The 17,126-nt window shown below is 72.0% G+C and carries 13 protein-coding genes; 6 read left to right on the top strand and 7 right to left on the bottom strand.

The window, feature by feature from the left end; genetic code table 11:
* Positions 1 to 34: 34 nt before the first annotated feature.
* The 6 genes from ABEB09_RS09330 (at position 35) to ABEB09_RS09305 (ending at position 6,573) form a co-directional block, all read left to right on the top strand.
* Positions 35 to 1,315 (top strand): activator-dependent family glycosyltransferase, encoded by a 1,281-nt coding sequence (locus tag ABEB09_RS09330; protein WP_345688998.1) that lies wholly within the window; start codon positions 35 to 37, stop codon positions 1,313 to 1,315.
* A 108-nt stretch (positions 1,316 to 1,423) separates the two neighbouring features.
* Positions 1,424 to 2,347 carry a glucose-1-phosphate thymidylyltransferase RfbA gene (rfbA, locus tag ABEB09_RS09325; RefSeq protein ID WP_345688996.1) on the top strand — a complete coding sequence of 308 codons (924 nt, stop codon included), beginning with the start codon at positions 1,424 to 1,426 and terminating at the stop codon, positions 2,345 to 2,347.
* 77 nt (positions 2,348 to 2,424) lie between these two features.
* Entirely contained in the window at positions 2,425 to 3,549 is a 1,125-nt protein-coding gene (locus ABEB09_RS09320) for a DegT/DnrJ/EryC1/StrS family aminotransferase (protein WP_345688993.1), read from the top strand.
* Between the two features lie 26 nt (positions 3,550 to 3,575).
* Positions 3,576 to 4,178, top strand: a complete 603-nt coding sequence (locus tag ABEB09_RS09315; protein WP_345688991.1) for a dTDP-4-dehydrorhamnose 3,5-epimerase family protein — start codon at positions 3,576 to 3,578, stop codon at positions 4,176 to 4,178.
* Entirely contained in the window at positions 4,169 to 5,173 is a 1,005-nt protein-coding gene (locus ABEB09_RS09310; RefSeq protein WP_345688989.1) for an NAD-dependent epimerase/dehydratase family protein, read from the top strand. The genes ABEB09_RS09315 and ABEB09_RS09310 overlap by 10 nt, the downstream gene beginning before the upstream one ends.
* On the top strand, positions 5,170 to 6,573 hold the full coding sequence (locus ABEB09_RS09305; protein WP_345688987.1) for an NDP-hexose 2,3-dehydratase family protein: 1,404 nt from the start codon (positions 5,170 to 5,172) through the stop codon (positions 6,571 to 6,573). The genes ABEB09_RS09310 and ABEB09_RS09305 overlap by 4 nt, the downstream gene beginning before the upstream one ends.
* 60 nt (positions 6,574 to 6,633) lie before the next feature.
* Here the strand turns inward: ABEB09_RS09305 and rfbB are convergent, their stop codons facing one another.
* The 7 genes from rfbB to scy all read right to left on the bottom strand — a co-directional run bounded on the left by rfbB (position 6,634) and on the right by scy (position 16,970).
* The gene (gene rfbB, locus ABEB09_RS09300) at positions 6,634 to 7,617 is read right to left on the bottom strand and encodes a dTDP-glucose 4,6-dehydratase (RefSeq protein WP_345688985.1); all 984 of its coding nucleotides are present in this window, start codon (positions 7,615 to 7,617) and stop codon (positions 6,634 to 6,636) included.
* Between the two features lie 80 nt (positions 7,618 to 7,697).
* A complete protein-coding gene (locus ABEB09_RS09295; protein WP_345688983.1) occupies positions 7,698 to 8,528 on the bottom strand; it encodes an ABC transporter permease in 831 nt (276 codons plus the stop codon).
* Positions 8,525 to 9,634: an ABC transporter ATP-binding protein gene (locus ABEB09_RS09290; RefSeq protein ID WP_345688981.1), complete on the bottom strand. Its 1,110-nt coding sequence runs from the start codon at positions 9,632 to 9,634 to the stop codon at positions 8,525 to 8,527. Before ABEB09_RS09290 ends, ABEB09_RS09295 begins: the two co-directional genes overlap by 4 nt.
* A gap of 148 nt (positions 9,635 to 9,782) precedes the next feature.
* Positions 9,783 to 10,562, bottom strand: coding sequence for an ABC transporter permease (locus ABEB09_RS09285; RefSeq protein WP_345688979.1), 780 nt, complete (start codon positions 10,560 to 10,562; stop codon positions 9,783 to 9,785).
* Between the two features lie 3 nt (positions 10,563 to 10,565).
* Entirely contained in the window at positions 10,566 to 11,522 is a 957-nt protein-coding gene (locus ABEB09_RS09280; RefSeq protein ID WP_345688977.1) for an ABC transporter ATP-binding protein, read from the bottom strand.
* Between the two features lie 137 nt (positions 11,523 to 11,659).
* Positions 11,660 to 12,598: a coiled-coil domain-containing protein gene (locus ABEB09_RS09275; RefSeq protein ID WP_345688975.1), complete on the bottom strand. Its 939-nt coding sequence runs from the start codon at positions 12,596 to 12,598 to the stop codon at positions 11,660 to 11,662.
* 115 nt (positions 12,599 to 12,713) lie between these two features.
* Positions 12,714 to 16,970: a polarized growth protein Scy gene (gene scy / locus ABEB09_RS09270; protein ID WP_345688973.1), complete on the bottom strand. Its 4,257-nt coding sequence runs from the start codon at positions 16,968 to 16,970 to the stop codon at positions 12,714 to 12,716.
* Positions 16,971 to 17,126: the final 156 nt, after the last annotated feature.

Genomic DNA, 17,126 nt, shown 5'->3' with positions numbered 1-17,126 from the left:
CCCGCCGCACGCACAGAGAGGAGTGAGGACCGCCGTGCGCGTCATCTTCACCTCGTTCGCCCTGGACGCCCACTTCCTGGGGCAGGTCCCGCTCGCCTGGGCCCTGCGCTCCGCCGGCCACGAGGTCCGCGTCGCCAGCCAGCCCGCGCTCACCCGCACCATCACCGCGGCCGGACTCACCGCCGTACCCGTCGGCGACGACCACGGCTGGCACGAGGCGATGGCCGGTGCCGATGGGGACGGCACCGACGGGGACGGCGGCTGGGACGCCCTGCTGGACCTCGACCCCGCCCGGCCGGAGGTCCACCACTGGGAGGTCCTGAAGGCCGTCAACGCCGAGCTCACGGAACGCTTCCTGAAGCCGGCCAACAATCCGTCCATGGTCGACGACCTGGTGGCGTTCGCCCGCTCCTGGCGGCCCGACCTGGTGATCTGGGAGCCGTTCACACCGGCGGGGGCCATCGCCGCGGAAGCCGTGGGTGCCGCCCACGCCCGGCTGCTGTGGGGTGCCGACCTCTTCCTCGACCAGCGCCAGTCCTTCCTGCGCGAACTCGCCGACCGGCCGGCCGGGCAGCGCCACGACCCGGCCGCGGAGTGGCTCGGCGGACTGCTCGACCGCTACGGGCTGGGCTACGACGAGCGGATGCTGCGCGGCCAGTGGACCATCGACCAGATGCCCGCGGGCGTCCGGCTGCCGCTCGACGGACACACCGTGCCGATGCGGTACGTCCCGTACAACGGCACGGCGGTGGTGCCCGACTGGCTGCGGGAGCCGCCCGCCCGGCCCCGGATCTGCCTCACCCTCGGCATCACCGGCCGGGACGGCGCCGCGTTCCTGGGCGTGCCGCTGACGACACTGTTCGACGCGCTCGCCGACCTCGACGCGGAGATCGTCGCCACTCTCAACGCCGCTCAGCGGGAGCAGGTCCCGAACCTGCCGGACAACGTGCGGCCCGTGGACTTCGTGCCCCTGCACGCGCTCCTGCCGACGTGCTCGGCCATCGCCCACCACGGCGGGGCGGGCACCTGGTCGACGGCCTGCGCCGCGGGGGTACCGCAGCTGGTGTTCCCGTCCGTGTGGGACGACTTCTACCGGGCCCGGCGCACCGCCGAACTGGGCGCCGGCCTCGTGGTCCACCCCCGCGAGCTCACCTCGGACGCCCTGCGGGAGAACCTGCGGCGGCTCCTGGACGAACCGTCCTTCGCGGACGGCGCCGAACGGCTCCGCCGGGACATGGAGGCCGACCCGTCGCCCGCCGCCGTGGTGTCGTCGCTCGAGAAGCTCACCCTCGAGCACCAGGACCCGGGATGGTGAGCCCGCGGCACACCGGCGGACGACAGAGGGCACGACCGGACGGACCGGTCCACGCCCGAAACCACCACCAACAGCAACGGCACACGTCGGAAACGGGGGATGGGTGTCATGCGAGGAATTCTGCTCGCGGGCGGTACGGGATCACGGCTGTGGCCGCTCACCCTGACCGTCTCGAAACAACTGATTCCGGTCTACGACAAACCGATGGTCTATTACCCGCTGTCCACCCTGATGATGGCCGGGGTCACCGAAGTGCTGGTCATCACCACCCAGCGGGACCAGGAACAGTTCCAGCGGCTTCTCGGTGACGGCCGCCAGTGGGGAATGGACCTGTATTACGCGGTACAGGACCGCCCGGAAGGAATCGCCCAGGCACTGTTGCTCGGGGAGCGCTTCATCGGCGACCAGCCGGTGGCGCTGATCCTCGGCGACAACATCTTCCACGGCAACGGACTGGGCACCAAGCTGGCCGAGAACAAGGGCCTGACCGGCGCACGCATCTTCGCCTACCCGGTCGCCGACCCCTCCCAGCTCGGGGTCGTGGAATTCGACGAGCACGGCCGTGCGGTGTCCCTGGAGGAGAAGCCCGCACAGCCCAGGTCCCGTTATGCCGTACCGGGTCTGTATTTCTACGATCAGGACGTCGTCGAGATCGCCAGGGAACTGCGGCCGAGTGCCCGCGGGGAACTGGAGATAACAGCCGTCAACGAAACCTATCTGCGCCGGGGGCAACTCCGTGTGTCCGTCCTCGACCGTGGGGCGGCATGGCTCGACACCGGAACTTTCGAAGCGCTGGTCCAGGCTTCGGAATACGTAAGGGTGGTGGAGCAGCGTCAGGGTTTCAAGATAGGCTGCGTCGAAGAAGTCGCATGGCGAATGGGCCTCATCGACGACGCCCAACTGCGCACTCTGGCGCAGCGTCTGGTCAAGAGCGGCTACGGCGCCTACCTCCTGGATCTGCTGGAACGGCCCTACGGCCCCCAGGAGGAGACCGGCCGGCGTCCGCTGCCCGCCGTGGGGGCGGTCCGGTGACCCCCGCACTCCCCGACTCCCCAGCCCCGGCCGACGGTTGCCCGGGCACGCACACCCACGAACACGAGGAGCACCCCGTGACCACCTATGTCTGGGACTATCTGCCGGAGTACGAGAAGGAGAAGGCGGACATTCTCGGAGCCGTCGAGAAGGTCTTCGCCTCGGGCCGCCTCGTGCTCGGTGAGAGCGTCCAGGGCTTCGAGGAGGAGTTCGCCCGCTACCACGGCGCCGGTCAGCACTGCACCGGCGTCGACAACGGGACCAACGCCCTGAAGCTCGCCCTGGAAGCGCTCGGAGTCGGCCCCGGCGACGAGGTCATCACCGTGTCCAACACGGCGGCACCGACCGTCATCGCCATCGTCGGCGCGGGTGCGACCCCCGTCTTCGTGGACGTCCGCGAGGAGGACTTCCTCATGGACACCGACCAGGTCGAGGCCGCCATCACCCCGCGCACCAAGGTCATCCTGCCGGTCCACCTGTACGGCCAGTGCGTCGACATGGAGCCCCTGCGGGAGATCGCGGACCGGCACGGCCTGAAGATCCTGGAGGACTGCGCCCAGGCCCACGGCGCCCGCCACCACGGCCGGCTCGCCGGCACCATGGGCGACGCCGCCGCGTTCTCCTTCTACCCCACCAAGGTCCTGGGCGCCTACGGCGACGGCGGAGCGGTCATCACCGCCGACGAGGAGACCGACCGCGCCATGCGCCAACTGCGCTACTACGGGATGGAGAAGGTCTACTACGTGGTCCGCTCGCCGGGCCACAACTCCCGGCTGGACGAGGTGCAGGCCGAGATCCTCCGCACCAAGCTCGCCCGCCTCGACTCCTACATCGAGGGCCGCAACGCCGTCGCCCGCCGCTACGAGGAGGGCCTGGGCGACCTCACCGGCCCCGGCGGCCTCCAGCTGCCGGCCACCAACGAGGGCAACACGCACGTCTACTACGTCTACGTCGTCCGCCACCCCCGCCGCGACGAGATCATCGAGGCGCTCAAGGCGCACGACATCTCGCTCAACATCAGCTATCCGTGGCCCGTGCACACCATGTCCGGCTTCGCCCACCTGGGCTGGGGCGAGGGGTCGCTGCCCGTCACCGAGAAGCTCGCCGGTGAGATCTTCTCCCTGCCCATGTACCCGTCGCTGCCCGAGTCCGTCCAGGAGCGGACGATCAGCGCACTGCGCGACGTCCTGGCCGCCCTCTGACCGCACCGCCGAAAGGAAGAACCACCATGCAGGCACAGAGCCTGGACATCGAGGGCGTCTTCGCGTTCACGCCGCCCGTCTACAAGGACCACCGGGGCCTGTTCTCGTCGCCGTACCAGGACGCCGCGTTCACCGGCGCCGTGGGCCACACGATCTTCCCCGTGCGCGACATCAGCCACAACGTCTCGGCCCGGGGGGTGCTGCGCGGTGTGCACTTCACCAAGACCCCGCCCGGTCGCGCCAAGTACGTGTACTGCCCGCACGGTTCGGTGCAGGACTACCTGATCGACCTGCGCATCGGGTCCCCGACGTTCGGGCGGTCCGTGACCACCCGGCTGAGCGGCGACACGTGCAAGGCCCTGTACGTCCCCGACGGCGTGGGGCACGCGTTCCTCGCCCTGGAGGACCACTCGATGGTCGTGTACGTGATGGCCGGCGGCTACATCCCCGAGAACGAGTACGCGATCACCCCGTTCGACCCGGAACTCGGCCTGGACCTGCCCGACGGCTACGACTTCGCCCAGTCCGAGCGCGACAGCGTCGGTCCCACCCTGGCCGAGGCCAGGGAGCGCGGCATGCTCCCCACCTACGAGGACTGCAAGAAGGTGGAGGCGGCGCTGTGGGGGTGAAGCCACCGCTGGTCGCGCTGCTCGGCGCGACCGGCTTCATCGGCTCCGCCGTGCTGCGGGAACTGGCCGGCCGGCCGGTCCGGATCCGGGCCGTCTCCCGGAGGCCCGCCCCGGTCCCGGCCGACGCCCGCGCCGATGTGGAGGTCCGCTCGGCGGACCTCACCGCGCCCGGCGAGATGGCGGCCGCCCTGGCGGACGCCGACGTCGTCGTCCCCGCCGTCCTCTACAGCGCGGCCACGTCCACGTGGCGCATCGAGGACGGCGACACCGAAGCCGAGCGCGTCAACGTCGGGCTGGTCCGCGACCTCGTCGCGGCCCTCGCCGACCGCGGCCCCGGCAGCGCCCGGCCCACGGTGGTGTTCACCGGTACGGTCGGCCAGGCAGGCCCCTGCGGGGGACGCACCCTGGACGGCACGGAGGCCGACCGGCCCGTCGGCGCGTACGACCGGCAGAAGCTGGCCGCCGAGCAGCTGCTGCTCGCGGCCCACGGCCATGGCGTCCTGCTCGGTACCTCCCTGCGGCTGCCCACGGTCTTCGGATACGGCCCGCACTCCACGGCCAACGACCGGGGCGTGATCTCGGCGATGACGCGCAGGGCGCTGAGCGGAGAGCCGATCACCATGTGGCACGACGGGACCGTCCGTCGCGACCTCGTGTACGTCGAGGACGTCGCCCGGGCCGTCGCCGCCGCGATCGACCACGGTGAGGCGCTCGCCGGGCGCCACTGGATCGTGGGCACGGGAGTCGCGCGGCCCCTGGGCGAGGTGTTCACCCGGGTCGCCGCCCTGGTCGCGGAGCGCACCGGCAAACCTCCGGTGCCCGTGGTGTCCGTGGAGCCGCCGTCCCACGCGGACGCCGGCGACTTCGCCGACATCGCCGTCGACCCCTCGGCCTTCCGCCGGGCGACCGGCTGGAGCCCGCTCACGCCGCTCGGTGACGCCCTGGCCCGTACGGTCGCGTTCCTCGCCGACGAGCGGGAACGGACGGCGTCGTGACGCCCCCGAGCGCGGCGCCCGCGCTGCTGCGGCCGCGGGTGGCGCAGGACCTGCCGGACAGGCTCGCCCGGTCCGCCGCCGTCACGGGCCGCGGCAGCCACCTCCGTACCGACGAGGTCGCCGACTGGCTGGCCGGGCGGGCCCGCGCCCACCACTTCCGGGTGGAGCGGGTGCCCCTCGACCACCTGGACGGCTGGTCGTTCCGGCCCGGCACCGGGGACCTGCGCCACCGGAGCGGCAAGTTCTTCTCCGTCGTCGGCCTGTCAGCCGACGTCGGGGAGGGCCCCATACCCAGCTGGAGCCAGCCGATCATCCACCAGCCGGAGGTCGGCATCCTCGGCATACTCGCCAAGGAGTTCGACGGGGTCCTGCACTTCCTGATGCAGGCGAAGATGGAACCGGGCAACTGCAACCTGCTCCAGATCTCACCGACCGTCCAGGCCACGCGCAGCAACTACCAGCGCGTCCACCAGGGCTCGGGCGTCACCTATCTGGAGTACTTCACCGACCGGGACCGCGCCCGCGTGCTGAGCGACTCCCTCCAGTCCGAGCACGGCTCCTGGTTCTACCGCAAGGCGAACCGCAACATCCTCGTCGAGACCGACGGCGAGGTGCCGGACCACCCCGACTTCTGCTGGCTGACCCTGGGGCAGATCGGGGAGCTGCTCCGCCAGGACGACATCGTCAACATGGACGCCCGTACGGTCATCTCCTGCTTCCCGATGACCGGGCCCGGGGAGGCGCGGGCGCTGCGCTCCGACACCGAGCTGCTGTCCTGGTTCACGGCCGAGCGGTCCCGCCACGACGTGTCGGTACGCCTGATACCCCTGTCCGAGGTCGATGGTTGGGAGCACGACGCCCAGGGCCTCGGGCGGCCCGACGGCCGCTACTTCCGCGTGGCGGGCGTCGCCGTGGAGGCCGGCAGCCGGGAGGTCACCGGCTGGTCCCAGCCCCTCTTCGAGCCGTGCGGCACGGGGATCGCCGCGTTCCTGTACCGCGTCGTCGAGGGCGTCCCGCATCTGCTCGTCCACGCGAAGGTGGAGGCGGGCTTCCTGGACACGGTGGAACTGGCCCCCACGGTTCAGGCCACGCCCGAGAACTGGCAGCACATGGCGGCGCAGGAGCGTCCACCGTTCCTCGACACGGTCCTGTCGGCCCGCGACCGGGGCGCGGTCCGGTACGAAGCCGTCCAGTCGGAGGAGGGAGGCAGGTTCCTCAACGCGCGGATCCGCTACATGTTCGTCGAGGCCGACGAGCAGACCGCCGCCCTCGACCCCGGCCCCGGCTACCAGTGGGCGACACCGGAGCAGCTGAACTCCCTGTCCGCCCACGGCCACTACCTGAACGTGCAGGCCCGGACCCTCCTGGCGTGCATCAACACGGGCGCGGCCAGGCTGTGATCCGGAGTGTCGCCCGTCGCCCGTGGGGGGACGGGCGACACCCCGTTCCGCCTCCTGCCGTCAGCCGACCGCTGCGGCCCCGAGCAGGGGCTGCCACCAGGCGGTGTTCGACCGGTACCACGCGATGGTGTCCGCGAGTCCCTCCTCGAACGGCACCAGCGGCTCGTAGCCCAGCTCCTCGCGGCTTGCACTGATGTCCAGCGAGTAGCGCAGGTCGTGCCCCTTCCGGTCGGCGACCGGCTCCACCGAACTCCAGTCGGCGCCGAATGCCTCCAGAAGTTTTCCGGCGAGTTCCTTGTTGCTCATTTCCCGGCCGCCGCCCAGGTGGTAAACCTGCCCCGCCCGGCCATGGATCAGGGCCAGTGCTATTCCCCGGCAGTGGTCCGTGACATGGAGCCAGTCCCGGACATTCGACCCGTCTCCGTAAAGCGGGATCGACTTTCCTTCGAGCAGTCGGGTGGCGAAAAGCGGAATAACCTTTTCAGGGAACTGGTGCGGTCCGTAGTTGTTGGAACAGCGCGTGATCACCGCGTCCATTCCGTGCGTGCGGTGCTGCGCCAGCACCATGAGATCGGACGCGGCCTTGGACGCGGCGTACGGCGAGTTCGGTGCCAGCGGCTGCCCCACCGCCCACGAGCCCTCGCTGATCGAGCCGTACACCTCGTCGGTCGAGACGTGCAGGAACCGCCCGACCCCATGCCGCCGCGCGGCGTCCAGCAGCACCTGCGTGCCCAGGACGTTGGTCGTCACGAACGGCTCGGCGGCGTCGATGGAACGGTCCACGTGGGACTCGGCGGCGAAGTGCACCACCGCGTCCTGCCCCGCCATCACCTCGTCCACGAGGGCCGCGTCGCAGATGTCGCCGCGCACGAACGAAAAGCCGGGAAGCTCCGCCACCCCGTCGAGGTTGGCCAGGACTCCCGAATATGTCAGCTTGTCCAGCACCGTGACATGGGAAGGGGTGAAGGCGAGTGAACCCATCAATGCTCGACGCACGAACTCCGAGCCGATGAAGCCGGCTCCGCCGGTCACAAGAATACGCATTTCTCAGAGTTTAGAGGAATGATCGTCCGGAGCACAGAGCTGCCGGGAATTCCCCGAGGAGAATTCCCGGCCCACTCGACTTACACGTCCCGTCGCGCGAGCGACACGTACGCGCCGCCGAGGGCGACGGCCGTCACGCCCAGGAGGATCCACAGCGGCTGCCACCCCGAGGGCACCCCGACGCCGGTGGGGTCGGCCGAGCCGCCGCTGTAGAGCACCGCCATCAGGCTCGGGATGGAGTACTCGATCAGCGTCTCGCGCAGCGTCGCCAGCGACTCCCCGTAGAGCGAGAGCGCCAGCACGAACGGCAGCAGCACCAGGCCGATCATCGTCGTGATCGCCCCGGCCGAGTGCCGCAGCACCGCGCCGACCGCCAGCGAGAACAGCCCCAGCAGCGCCATGAACACGCCCACGCCGACCGTCGCGCGGAACCAGTGCTCAGCCGTCGCCGCGCCGGACGTGCCGATGATGGCGGTCTGCGCCAGGGCGACCAGCCCCCCGACCGCGGTCGTGAGCGAGAAGACCAGCAGGAAGAAGACGATCGACTTCGCCGCGAGGACCCGCCCCCGGCTCGGGCACGCCGTCAGCGTCGTACGGATCATGCCGGTGCTGTGCTCGGAGGTGATCGTCAGCACACCCAGGGTGATCACGCAGACCGAGCCGAGCAGCATGCCGACCATGCCCAGTTCCAGGACGGAGCCCTGCCGCGCGCTGTACTCGCCGCCGTTGTCGACGGCGGCGACCGCGAGCGCGAGCAGGGCACCGATACCGGTCACGACCACGATCATCACGCCGAGCGTCCACATCGTGGACCGCAGGGAGCGGATCTTGGTCCACTCGGAGGCGAGCGCGTCCCCGAGGTGGGCGCGCCGGACGGGGATGGGGGAGGTGTAGGGGGTCGTCGTGCTCATCGGGCGTCCTCGGTGGAGCGGGTGGCGGCGGCGTCGGCGGACTCGGCGTCCGACGGCGCGGCGTCGGACGGGGCGGCGGGTCGTGGCGGCGGCGGGACGTACCAGCCCTCCTGCGGCACGGCGGGAACGACCGGCCCGGCCGGGGCGAGGCCCGCGGGCACCTCCTCCATCAGCCCGGCGCGCTCGTCGTCGGTCGAGCGGTAGTCGACGGCGGACTGCGTCATCCGCATGTACGCCTCCTCCAGCGACGCCTGGTGCGGGGACAGCTCCCACAGCCGTACGCCCGCCTCGTGCGCCAGGTCGCTGATCCGCGGCAGCGGCAGACCGGTGACCCGCAGGGCCCCGTCCCGCTCGGACAGCACGAAGCCGCCCGCCTCGGTCAGCGCGGCGGTCAGCTTCTCGCGCTGCTCCGGCTCCGGCTCCGGCGTGCGCACCCGGGCGAAGCCGGCGGAGTTGGCCGCGATGAAGTCCTTGACGCTCATGTCGGCGAGCAGCCGGCCCCGGCCGATCACGATGAGGTGGTCGGCCGTGAGGGCCATCTCGCTCATCAGGTGCGAGGAGACGAAGACCGTACGGCCCTCGGCGGCCAGCGCCTTCATCAGGTTCCGCACCCAGAGGATGCCCTCCGGGTCCAGACCGTTGACCGGCTCGTCGAAGAGCAGCACCTGCGGGTCGCCGAGCAGCGCGGCCGCGATGCCGAGCCGCTGGCCCATGCCGAGCGAGAACCCCTTGGACCGCTTGCGCGCCACGTCCTGGAGGCCGACGACGCCCAGGACCTCGTCGACCCGGCGGGCCGGGATGCCGGCGAGCTGGGCGAGGGCCAGCAGGTGGTTCCGGGCGGTACGGCCCCCGTGCACGGCGCGCGCGTCGAGCAGCGCGCCGACGTGGCGCGGCGCGTTCGGCAGCTGCCGGAAGGAGTGGCCGCTGATCGTGACATGGCCCGCGGTGGGCCGGTCCAGCCCGAGGATCATGCGCATCGTGGTCGACTTGCCCGAGCCGTTGGGGCCCAGGAAACCGGTCACGACACCGGGCCGCACCTGGAAGGAGAGGTCGTCCACGGCGGTCTTGGCGCCGTAGCGCTTGGTCAGGCCGACTGCCTCGATCATTCTTCAGCCCTATCGACAGGTCGGTCGTTTCGTTCGGCGGGGAGCGTGGCTTCCCGTAGGAGGTAAGAGCGCTTCGAGCCGTTGACGGTTCCACCGCCGTCCGAAACCCTACGCGCTCCGCCCGCAGCCCCGAGAACCCTCGGCCCGGTCACGCGTCCCGGCGCTTGAGGACCACGTAGCCGCCGACCAGCGCCGCCACCACCCACAGCAGCATGATCCCGAGGCCGCCCCACGGCCCGTACGGGGCGTCCTCGCGGCCCAGCGCCGCCGGGACCACCTGCATGACCGCGGAACCCGCCTGGTCCGGGAAGTAGTGGGCCACCTCCTTGGCCTTCGGCACCGCCGACAGGATCTGCGACACCAGGAAGAAGAACGGCACCAGGATCCCCAGCGACAGCATCGACGAGCGCAGCATCGCCGCCACGCCCATCGAGAACACCGCCATGAGCGCCATGTACAGCCCGCCGCCGATCACCGCCCGCAGCACGTTGTCGGCGCCGATCGTCGTCCGGTGCTCGCCCAGCAGCGCCTGCCCCACGAAGAAGGAGAGGAAGCTCGTCGCCTGCCCCACCACCAGCGCGAGACCGCTCGCCACCGCGATCTTCCCGGACAGGAACGTGGCCCGCTGCGGCACCGCCGCCAGCGACGTACGGATCATCCCGGAGCTGTACTCCGTGCCGACCACCAGCACGCCGAACACCACCATCGCCAGCTGCCCCAGGAGCATCCCGGAGAAGCTGATCACCGTCGGGTCGAAGGCCAGCCGCTCGGCGGGCCGCAGATCGTCGAACGCCGACCTCATCAGCGCGCTCAGCGCCGCACCCAGCGCGACCGTGACGACCAGCGCGCTCGCCAGCGTCCAGACCGTCGACGAGACCGTACGGATCTTGGTCCACTCGGACTGGAGGACCGCCGCCACCGATGCCATCGTTCAGGCCCCCTTCACGCCGGCGCCCCACCGGGGCGCATCCGCGGCCGGCTCCTGCGGCTGCGCGTGGTACTCGACCGCCGCGGCGGTCATCCGCATGAACGCCTCCTCCAGCGAGGCCCGCTGGGCGCTCAGCTCGTGCAGCACGATCCGGTGCTCGGCGGCCAGCTCGCCGATCTGCTCCGTCGACGCCCCGTCGATCTCCAGGACCCCGTCCTGATCCCGGATCTCCGTGAATCCGCCGCGCGCCAGCACGTCCAGGACCAGCTCCCGCTGCGGCGAACGCAGCCGTACATAGCTGCGCGAGTTCCGGTGGATGAAATCCGCCATGGAGGTGTCCGCGAGCAGCTTCCCCTGGCCGATCACGATCAAGTGGTCCGCCGTCAGCGCCATTTCACTCATCAGATGACTCGAAACGAAGATCGTCCGGCCTTCGGTCGCGAGAGTCCTCATCAGATTGCGGATCCAGTGAATTCCCTCGGGGTCCAGACCATTGACGGGTTCGTCGAACATAAGAATGTCCGGATCGCCCAACAACGCCGCGGCGATTCCCAGTCGCTGGCCCATACCCATGGAGAAGTTCTTCGACTTCTTCCGCGCCACCTGCGCGAGCCCGACCGTGTCGAGCACCTCCGTCACCCTGCGCTCCGGGATCCGGTTGGCCTGCGCCAGACAGAGAAGATTGTGGTACGCGCTGCGGCCGCCGTGCATCGCCTTGGCGTCGAGCAGCGCCCCGATGTGCTTCAGCGGCTCGTGCAGCTCGCGGTAGTGCCGGCCGTCGATCCGGACCGTGCCGCTCGTCGGATGGTCCAGGCCCAGCATCATGCGCATCGTCGTCGACTTGCCGGCGCCGTTAGGACCGAGGAACCCCGTCACCACCCCGGGACGCACCGTGAACGTGAGATGGTCGACCGCCGTCTTCGTCCCGAACCGCTTGGTGAGACCCTCCAGCTCGATCATGCGCCCACGCTACGGGCGCACAAAGCCCCCCGCCACCGGAATGGCAGGGGGCCATGTGGAGCCTCCGGTTCAGCGCCCGGACGCGTCGGCGCGGTCCTCACGGGGGAACAGGACCGCGGCGCGCCCGCGCACCGGCTTCAGCGGGTCTGCTGGGCCGGAACCCCGCGGCTGACCGGCTCGTCGTCGCCCGGGACGCCCGCGGCGGCGACCGCGGCACCGGTCAGCGTGGCCAGCATCTCGCGGACGTTGGTCAGCTGCGCGTTGATGGAGTCGCGACGGTTCGTCAGCGCCGCCAGCTCGCGCTCGGATTCGCTGCGGATACGGTCCGCCTTGGCGTTCGCGTCGGCCACGATGTCCTCGGCCTGGCGCTGCGCGGTCTCCACCGTCTGGCGGGCACGGCGCTCCGCGTCCGTACGCAGCTTCTCGGCCTCCAGGCGCAGCTGCTCGGCGCGGTGCTCGATCTCGGCGAGGCGCTTCTCGGCCTTCGCCTGACGCGAGGCCAGGTCGCGCTCGGACTGCTCGCGGCGCTTGGCGAGGTTGGTCTCGAAGTCGGCGGCGGCCTGGGCGGCCTTCGCGCGGGTCTCCTCGAAGAGCGCGTCGGCCTCCTCGCGCTTGGACTGCGCGTCCTTCTGCGCCTCGGCCCGCAGCGAGTTCGCCTCGCCCTGCGCCTTCTCGACGATCCGGACGCCCTCGTCCTCGGCCTTCGCCTTGCGCTCGGCGGCGAACGCCTCGGCGTCGTTGCGCACCTGCTGGGCGGCCGACTCGGCCAGCTCGCGGTGCTGTTCGGCGGCGCGACGGGCCTCCTCGCGCAGGTCCTTCGCCTCCTCCTCGGCAAGACGGAGGATCTTCTCGACGCGGGCACCGAGACCGGCGTACGACGGCTCCGCGTCGGTCACCTGGGCCTGGGCGTTCTGCGTTTCGAGGTGGAGCTCCTCGATGCGCTTTTCCAGAGCAGTGATTCGGGCCAGAGCACTGTCACGGTCGGCGACGAGCTTGGTAATGCGGTCGTCCACCTGACCGCGGTCGTAACCACGCCGCACGAGCTCGAAGCCGAAGGGGGAGGAAGTGTCGCTCATGGGGTTCCTGTCGAATGAGACCGGTGAGGTGTTAGGGGGAATCCTAGGCGCCGAAGCGGCGTGTCATCGAGCGGATGGCCGTTTGGTCGGGAGAATGTCCAGCCTTTTGAGTGGCTTAGTCAGCGTTTGACTTGCCACTCGAACGGGTACCCCCCGCGGCCGCGCCCGCCTTGACGCTCTCCTTGCCACCCCCTGCGGGTGCTTCGAAAGATTCCAACGCCTCGAGCACGTCCTGGACACGGGAGATCTCGGCCTGGATGTCCTCGCGCCGGCGCACCAGCACCTCCAGCTCCCGCTTCGCCTCGGCCAGCAGCTCGTCGGCCTCGCGCTCCGCCTCCGCCTTGATCTTCTCCGCCTCGCGGGTCAGCTCGGCCTTCTTCTGGTTGGCCTCCTTGAGCAGGCCCTCCGCCTTCTTCACCGCGGCGATGCGCACCTTGCTGGCCTCCGAGTTGGCGTCGGACAGCAGCTCCTTCGCCTTCTCCTCGGCCTCGGACTTCTGCTGCTCGGCGGCCTTGACCAGCTTGTCGACGCGCTCGCCGGCGACCTTCATCTGCTCGGCGCTCTCCTGGCGGGCCCGCTCGTGCAGCTCCTCGATCTCCGTCTCGGTGCGCGCCCGCAGCTCCTCCGTCCGCTCCCTTATGGCGCCGGCGTCCCTCCGCGCGCCGACCAGCAGCTCATCGGCGTCCGTACGGGCCTTCTCCACCAGGGTGTTGCCCTCGATGGTCGCCTCGGAGACGATCCGCTCGGCCTCCTGACGGGCCGCGCCGACCATCGTGTCGGCCTGCGACTCGGCCTCCGTGGTGGCGCGCAGCGCCTCCTCCTGCGCCTTCGCCATCAGCTGGTCGGCCTGCTCGGCCGCTTCCGCACGGCGCTTGGCCGCGGCCTCGCGCGCCTCGTCGAGCACCCGGTCCGCCTCGGCCCGCGCCTCGGCGCGCAGCCTGTCGGCGGCCTCCTCGGTCTTCCTGAGGTGCTGCTCGGCCTCCTTGCGCGTCTTCTCCGCGGACTGCTGGGCTGCGCCGACCGTCTCCGCGGCCTCGGCGCGCAGCCGCTCCGCCTCGCCGGCGGCCTCCGTGATGAGCTCGTCCGCCTGGGACGCCGCGTCGGCGCGGCGCTTGTCGGCGGCCTTGCGGGCCTCGTCGAGCACCTGCTCGCCGTCGGTGCGGGCGGCCTCGCGCAGGCGCTCGGCCTCGGCCTCGCCGTCCGCCTTGACCTGCTGCGCCTCGGCGCGCAGCCGGGCGGCCTCCTCGCGGGCCTCGTCCAGCACCTCGGCCGCCTCGGCCGCGAGCCGGTCGGCCTCGTCGGTGGCTTCGGAGATCAGCTGGTCGGCCTGTTCGGCGGCGTCGGCGCGGCGCTTGTCGGCGGCCTTGCGGGCCTCGTCGAGCACCTGCTCGCCGTCGGTGCGGGCGGCCTCGCGCAGGCGCTCGGCCTCGGCCTCGCCGTCCGCCTTGACCTGCTGCGCCTCGGCGCGCAGCCGGGCGGCCTCCTCGCGGGCCTCGTCCAGCACCTCGCTCGCCTCGGCCGCGAGCCGGTCCGCCTCCGCCGTCGCGTCGGACGTGATGCGCTCGGCCTCGGCTGTGGCGTCGCCGACCAGCTTCTCGGCCTCGCCGGCCGCCTCGGTGACCAGCCGGTCCGCCTGCGCCGCCGCCTCCGAACGGATCCGGTTGGCGTCGCCGCGGGCCTCCGCACGGGTGCGCGCGGCGTCCTGCTCGGCCGACGCCAGCGCGTCCGACGCCTCCGTACGCATCCGCTGCGCGTACTCGGACGAGTCCGACTTGAGCCGTTCCGCCTCCGCCAGGGCGTCCTTGACGGTCCGCTCGGCCAGCGCCTTCGCGGCCTCCGACTCCTCGTGGGCGCGCTCGCGCACCCGGGCGGAGTCCTCGGCGGCCCGCTCCCGCTCCTCGTAGGCGTCGGCGCGGACCCGGTCCGCCTCCTCCTGCGCCTCGGTCCGCGTGCGCTCCGCCGCGTGCTCGGCGGCCGACCGCAGACCGGCGATCTCCTCCTCGGCCTGCTCGTGGAGCCCGGCGACGGAGTCCCGTACCTGCTGGGCGGTCTGCTCGGCGGCCGTGACCATCTCCGTGGCCCGCCGGTCCGCCTCCTCGACCAGACGCTGCGCCTCGGCCTGCGCCTCCTCGACCCGCTTGCGGGCCGACGCCAGCAGCTCCTCGCTCTGCTCGCGGGCGCGGCTGCGCTCCTGCTCCGCCTCCGCGCGGGCGGAGCCCAGCGTCTCCTCGGCCTCCCGGCGCCGCCGGTTGGCCTCCTCCTGCGCGGCGGCCAGCTCCTCGGCGGCCTCCGTCTTCAGCCGCTCGGCCGCCGCCTGCGCCTCGGCACGTACCCGGTCGGCGGTCTCCTGCGCCTCGGTCTTCAGCCGCTCGGCCTCCGCCGCGGCCTCCGCACGCAGCCGTACGGCCGTGTTCTCGGCCTCCGCGCGGGCGCTCGACGCGTCCGCGGCGGCCTCGGTGCGCAGCCGCTCGGCCTCCTGCTCGGCCTGCTCCTGCAAGGTGCGCCGGCGCTCGGCCGCCTCGGTGCGCAGCCGCTCGGTCTCCTCGGCGGCCTCGCGGCGCAGCTGCTCGCCCTCCGTACGGGCGTCGGCCAGCGCCTGGTCGGCCGCCTTCAGCCGGGCCTCGGCCTCCGAGTGGAGTCGGGTCAGCTCCTCGGCGGCCTCCGCCTGCCGGGCAGCGACGCCCCGCTCGGCCTCCTCGCGCAGCGCGGCCGCGGCCGCCTCGGCCGCCGCCTTCACCGCCTCGGCCTGCTCCTCGGCCTCGGCCCGTACGCGGTCCGCCTCCGTACGGGTGCGCTCCAGCGTCTCCTCGGCCTGCGTCCGCAGGGCCGACGCCCGCTCGACGGCCTCCGTACGGACCCGCTCGCTCTCGGCGGCCGCCGCCGAACGCAGCTCGTCCGCGTCCGTCTTCGCCTTGGTCAGCAGCTCCTCGGCGGTCTTGGCCGCCTCCTCGATCTGCTGGACCGCCTCGCGCCGGGCCTCGGCGCGGATCCGCTCGCCCTCGGCGATCGCCTCGGCGCGCAGCTGCTCGGCCTCGCCGCGCAGGCGGCGCGCCTCCTCCTGCAGCTCGACCGTCTTGGCGCGGTACTCCTTGGTGTCGTCCTTCGCGGCGCCCTTGAGCTGCTCGGCCGTGTCGTGCGCCTCGGCGCGCAGCCGGTCCGCCTCGGCCTCGGCCTCGCGGCGGATCCGCTCGGCCTCCTCGGTCGCCTTGCGGGTGGTCTCCGAGGCGTCCTCGGACGCCTTGGTCAGGACCTCCTCGGCCGTACGGGCGGCCTTGGCGAGCTGCGCGGCGGAGTCCTCCGCGGCCTTCGTACGCGCCTTCTCGGCCGCCTCGGCGACCAGCTTCTCGGCCTCGGCCCGGGCGTCGGCGAGCGCCTGCTCGGCCTCCGCCTTGAGCGTCTCGGCCTCCTTGGTGGCCTCACCGACCAGCCGGGCGATCTCCGACTTGGCCGTACGGGCGCGCTGCTCGTTCGCCGACTCGGCGGCCGCGAGCCGCTTGGTGGCGTCGTCGCGCGCCTCGGTGACGACCCGGTCGGCCTCCGCGCGGGCCTCGCGCAGCCGCTCCTCGGCCTCCTGCATCCGCTGTTCGGCGTTCCGGCTCAGCTCCGCGGCCTGCTGGCGGGCCTGCTCGGACTCGGTGGCGGTGGCGCTGCGCAGCCGCTCGGCGTGGCTGGTGGCCTCCTGCGCCTGCGTGGACGCGGCGTTGAGCAGCCGCTCGGCGTCCTTGCGGGCGCGCAGCAGGATCGCCTCGGCCTCGGCGCGGGCCGCCTCGGACTCGGCGCCCAGCCGCTGGCGGGCCTCCTCGGCGATCCGGGCGGCCTCGGCGCGGGCGGCGGCCAGCGACTGCTCCGCCTCCGCGCGGGACTCCTCCATGAGGCGGCGCGCCTGCGACTCGGTGCGGGCCCGCAGCTGCTCGGCCCACGCCACGTTCTCGTTGACGTGCGCCTCGACGGTCTGGCGGCGCTCGGCCAGCTCCTGGTCGAGCTGCTGGCGGCGCTGCACCGCCTCGTTGTGCAACTCGGCCTGGAGGCGGGCCTGGTGCTCGGCGTGCTCCTGGAGGATGCGCTGGGTCTGGGCGCGGGCCTCGCGCAGCTCGCGCTCCGCGTCGGAGCGCATCTGGTCGGCCTGCATCTGGGCATTGCGCAGCAGCTGCTCGGCCTGGTAGCCGATGTCCGCGCTGTCGTACGCGGGGCGGGACGCGATGGTCCGCCGCGCCTCGTGGAGCTTGGCACGCAAGACCTCGACCTGGTAACCGAGGTCCTCGGCGTGCTGGACGGCCTTCTCCCGCTCGGTCTTCAGCCGGTCCATCTCGGCTTCGAACCGCGAAAGGTGGTCGTCAGCCCGGTGGCTCTCCTGGCGTTCGTAGCCCCGCACTGCGCGGTCCCATCCGTCCCCTGGTCGCGAACTCTCTTCGTACGAGCACCGTTCGCCGGCGAACGGTCCCCCCGGGGATGGTGTCAGATCGACGTTTCCGACGGCGACACCGCTGGGCGGCCCCGCTCCGGCCCCGGCCCGGAGCCGCCACTCTAC

The sequence above is a fragment of the Streptomyces coeruleoprunus genome (assembly GCF_039542925.1).
GTDB classification, from domain to species: Bacteria; Actinomycetota; Actinomycetes; order Streptomycetales; family Streptomycetaceae; genus Streptomyces; species Streptomyces coeruleoprunus.
This window is presented reverse-complemented; position numbering and strand designations above follow the sequence as displayed.

What these genes read in the sequence shown, in the direction of transcription:
- ABEB09_RS09315 (WP_345688991.1), top strand. Translation starts at nt 3,576, where the DNA reads ATGCAGGCACAGAGCCTGGACATCGAGGGCGTCTTCGCGTTCACGCCG.
- ABEB09_RS09285 (WP_345688979.1), bottom strand. Translation starts at nt 10,562, where the DNA reads ATGGCATCGGTGGCGGCGGTCCTCCAGTCCGAGTGGACCAAGATCCGT.
- ABEB09_RS09280 (WP_345688977.1), bottom strand. Translation starts at nt 11,522, where the DNA reads ATGATCGAGCTGGAGGGTCTCACCAAGCGGTTCGGGACGAAGACGGCG.
- ABEB09_RS09295 (WP_345688983.1), bottom strand. Translation starts at nt 8,528, where the DNA reads ATGAGCACGACGACCCCCTACACCTCCCCCATCCCCGTCCGGCGCGCC.
- ABEB09_RS09290 (WP_345688981.1), bottom strand. Translation starts at nt 9,634, where the DNA reads ATGATCGAGGCAGTCGGCCTGACCAAGCGCTACGGCGCCAAGACCGCC.
- rfbB (WP_345688985.1), bottom strand. Translation starts at nt 7,617, where the DNA reads ATGCGTATTCTTGTGACCGGCGGAGCCGGCTTCATCGGCTCGGAGTTC.
- rfbA (WP_345688996.1), top strand. Translation starts at nt 1,424, where the DNA reads ATGCGAGGAATTCTGCTCGCGGGCGGTACGGGATCACGGCTGTGGCCG.
- ABEB09_RS09275 (WP_345688975.1), bottom strand. Translation starts at nt 12,598, where the DNA reads ATGAGCGACACTTCCTCCCCCTTCGGCTTCGAGCTCGTGCGGCGTGGT.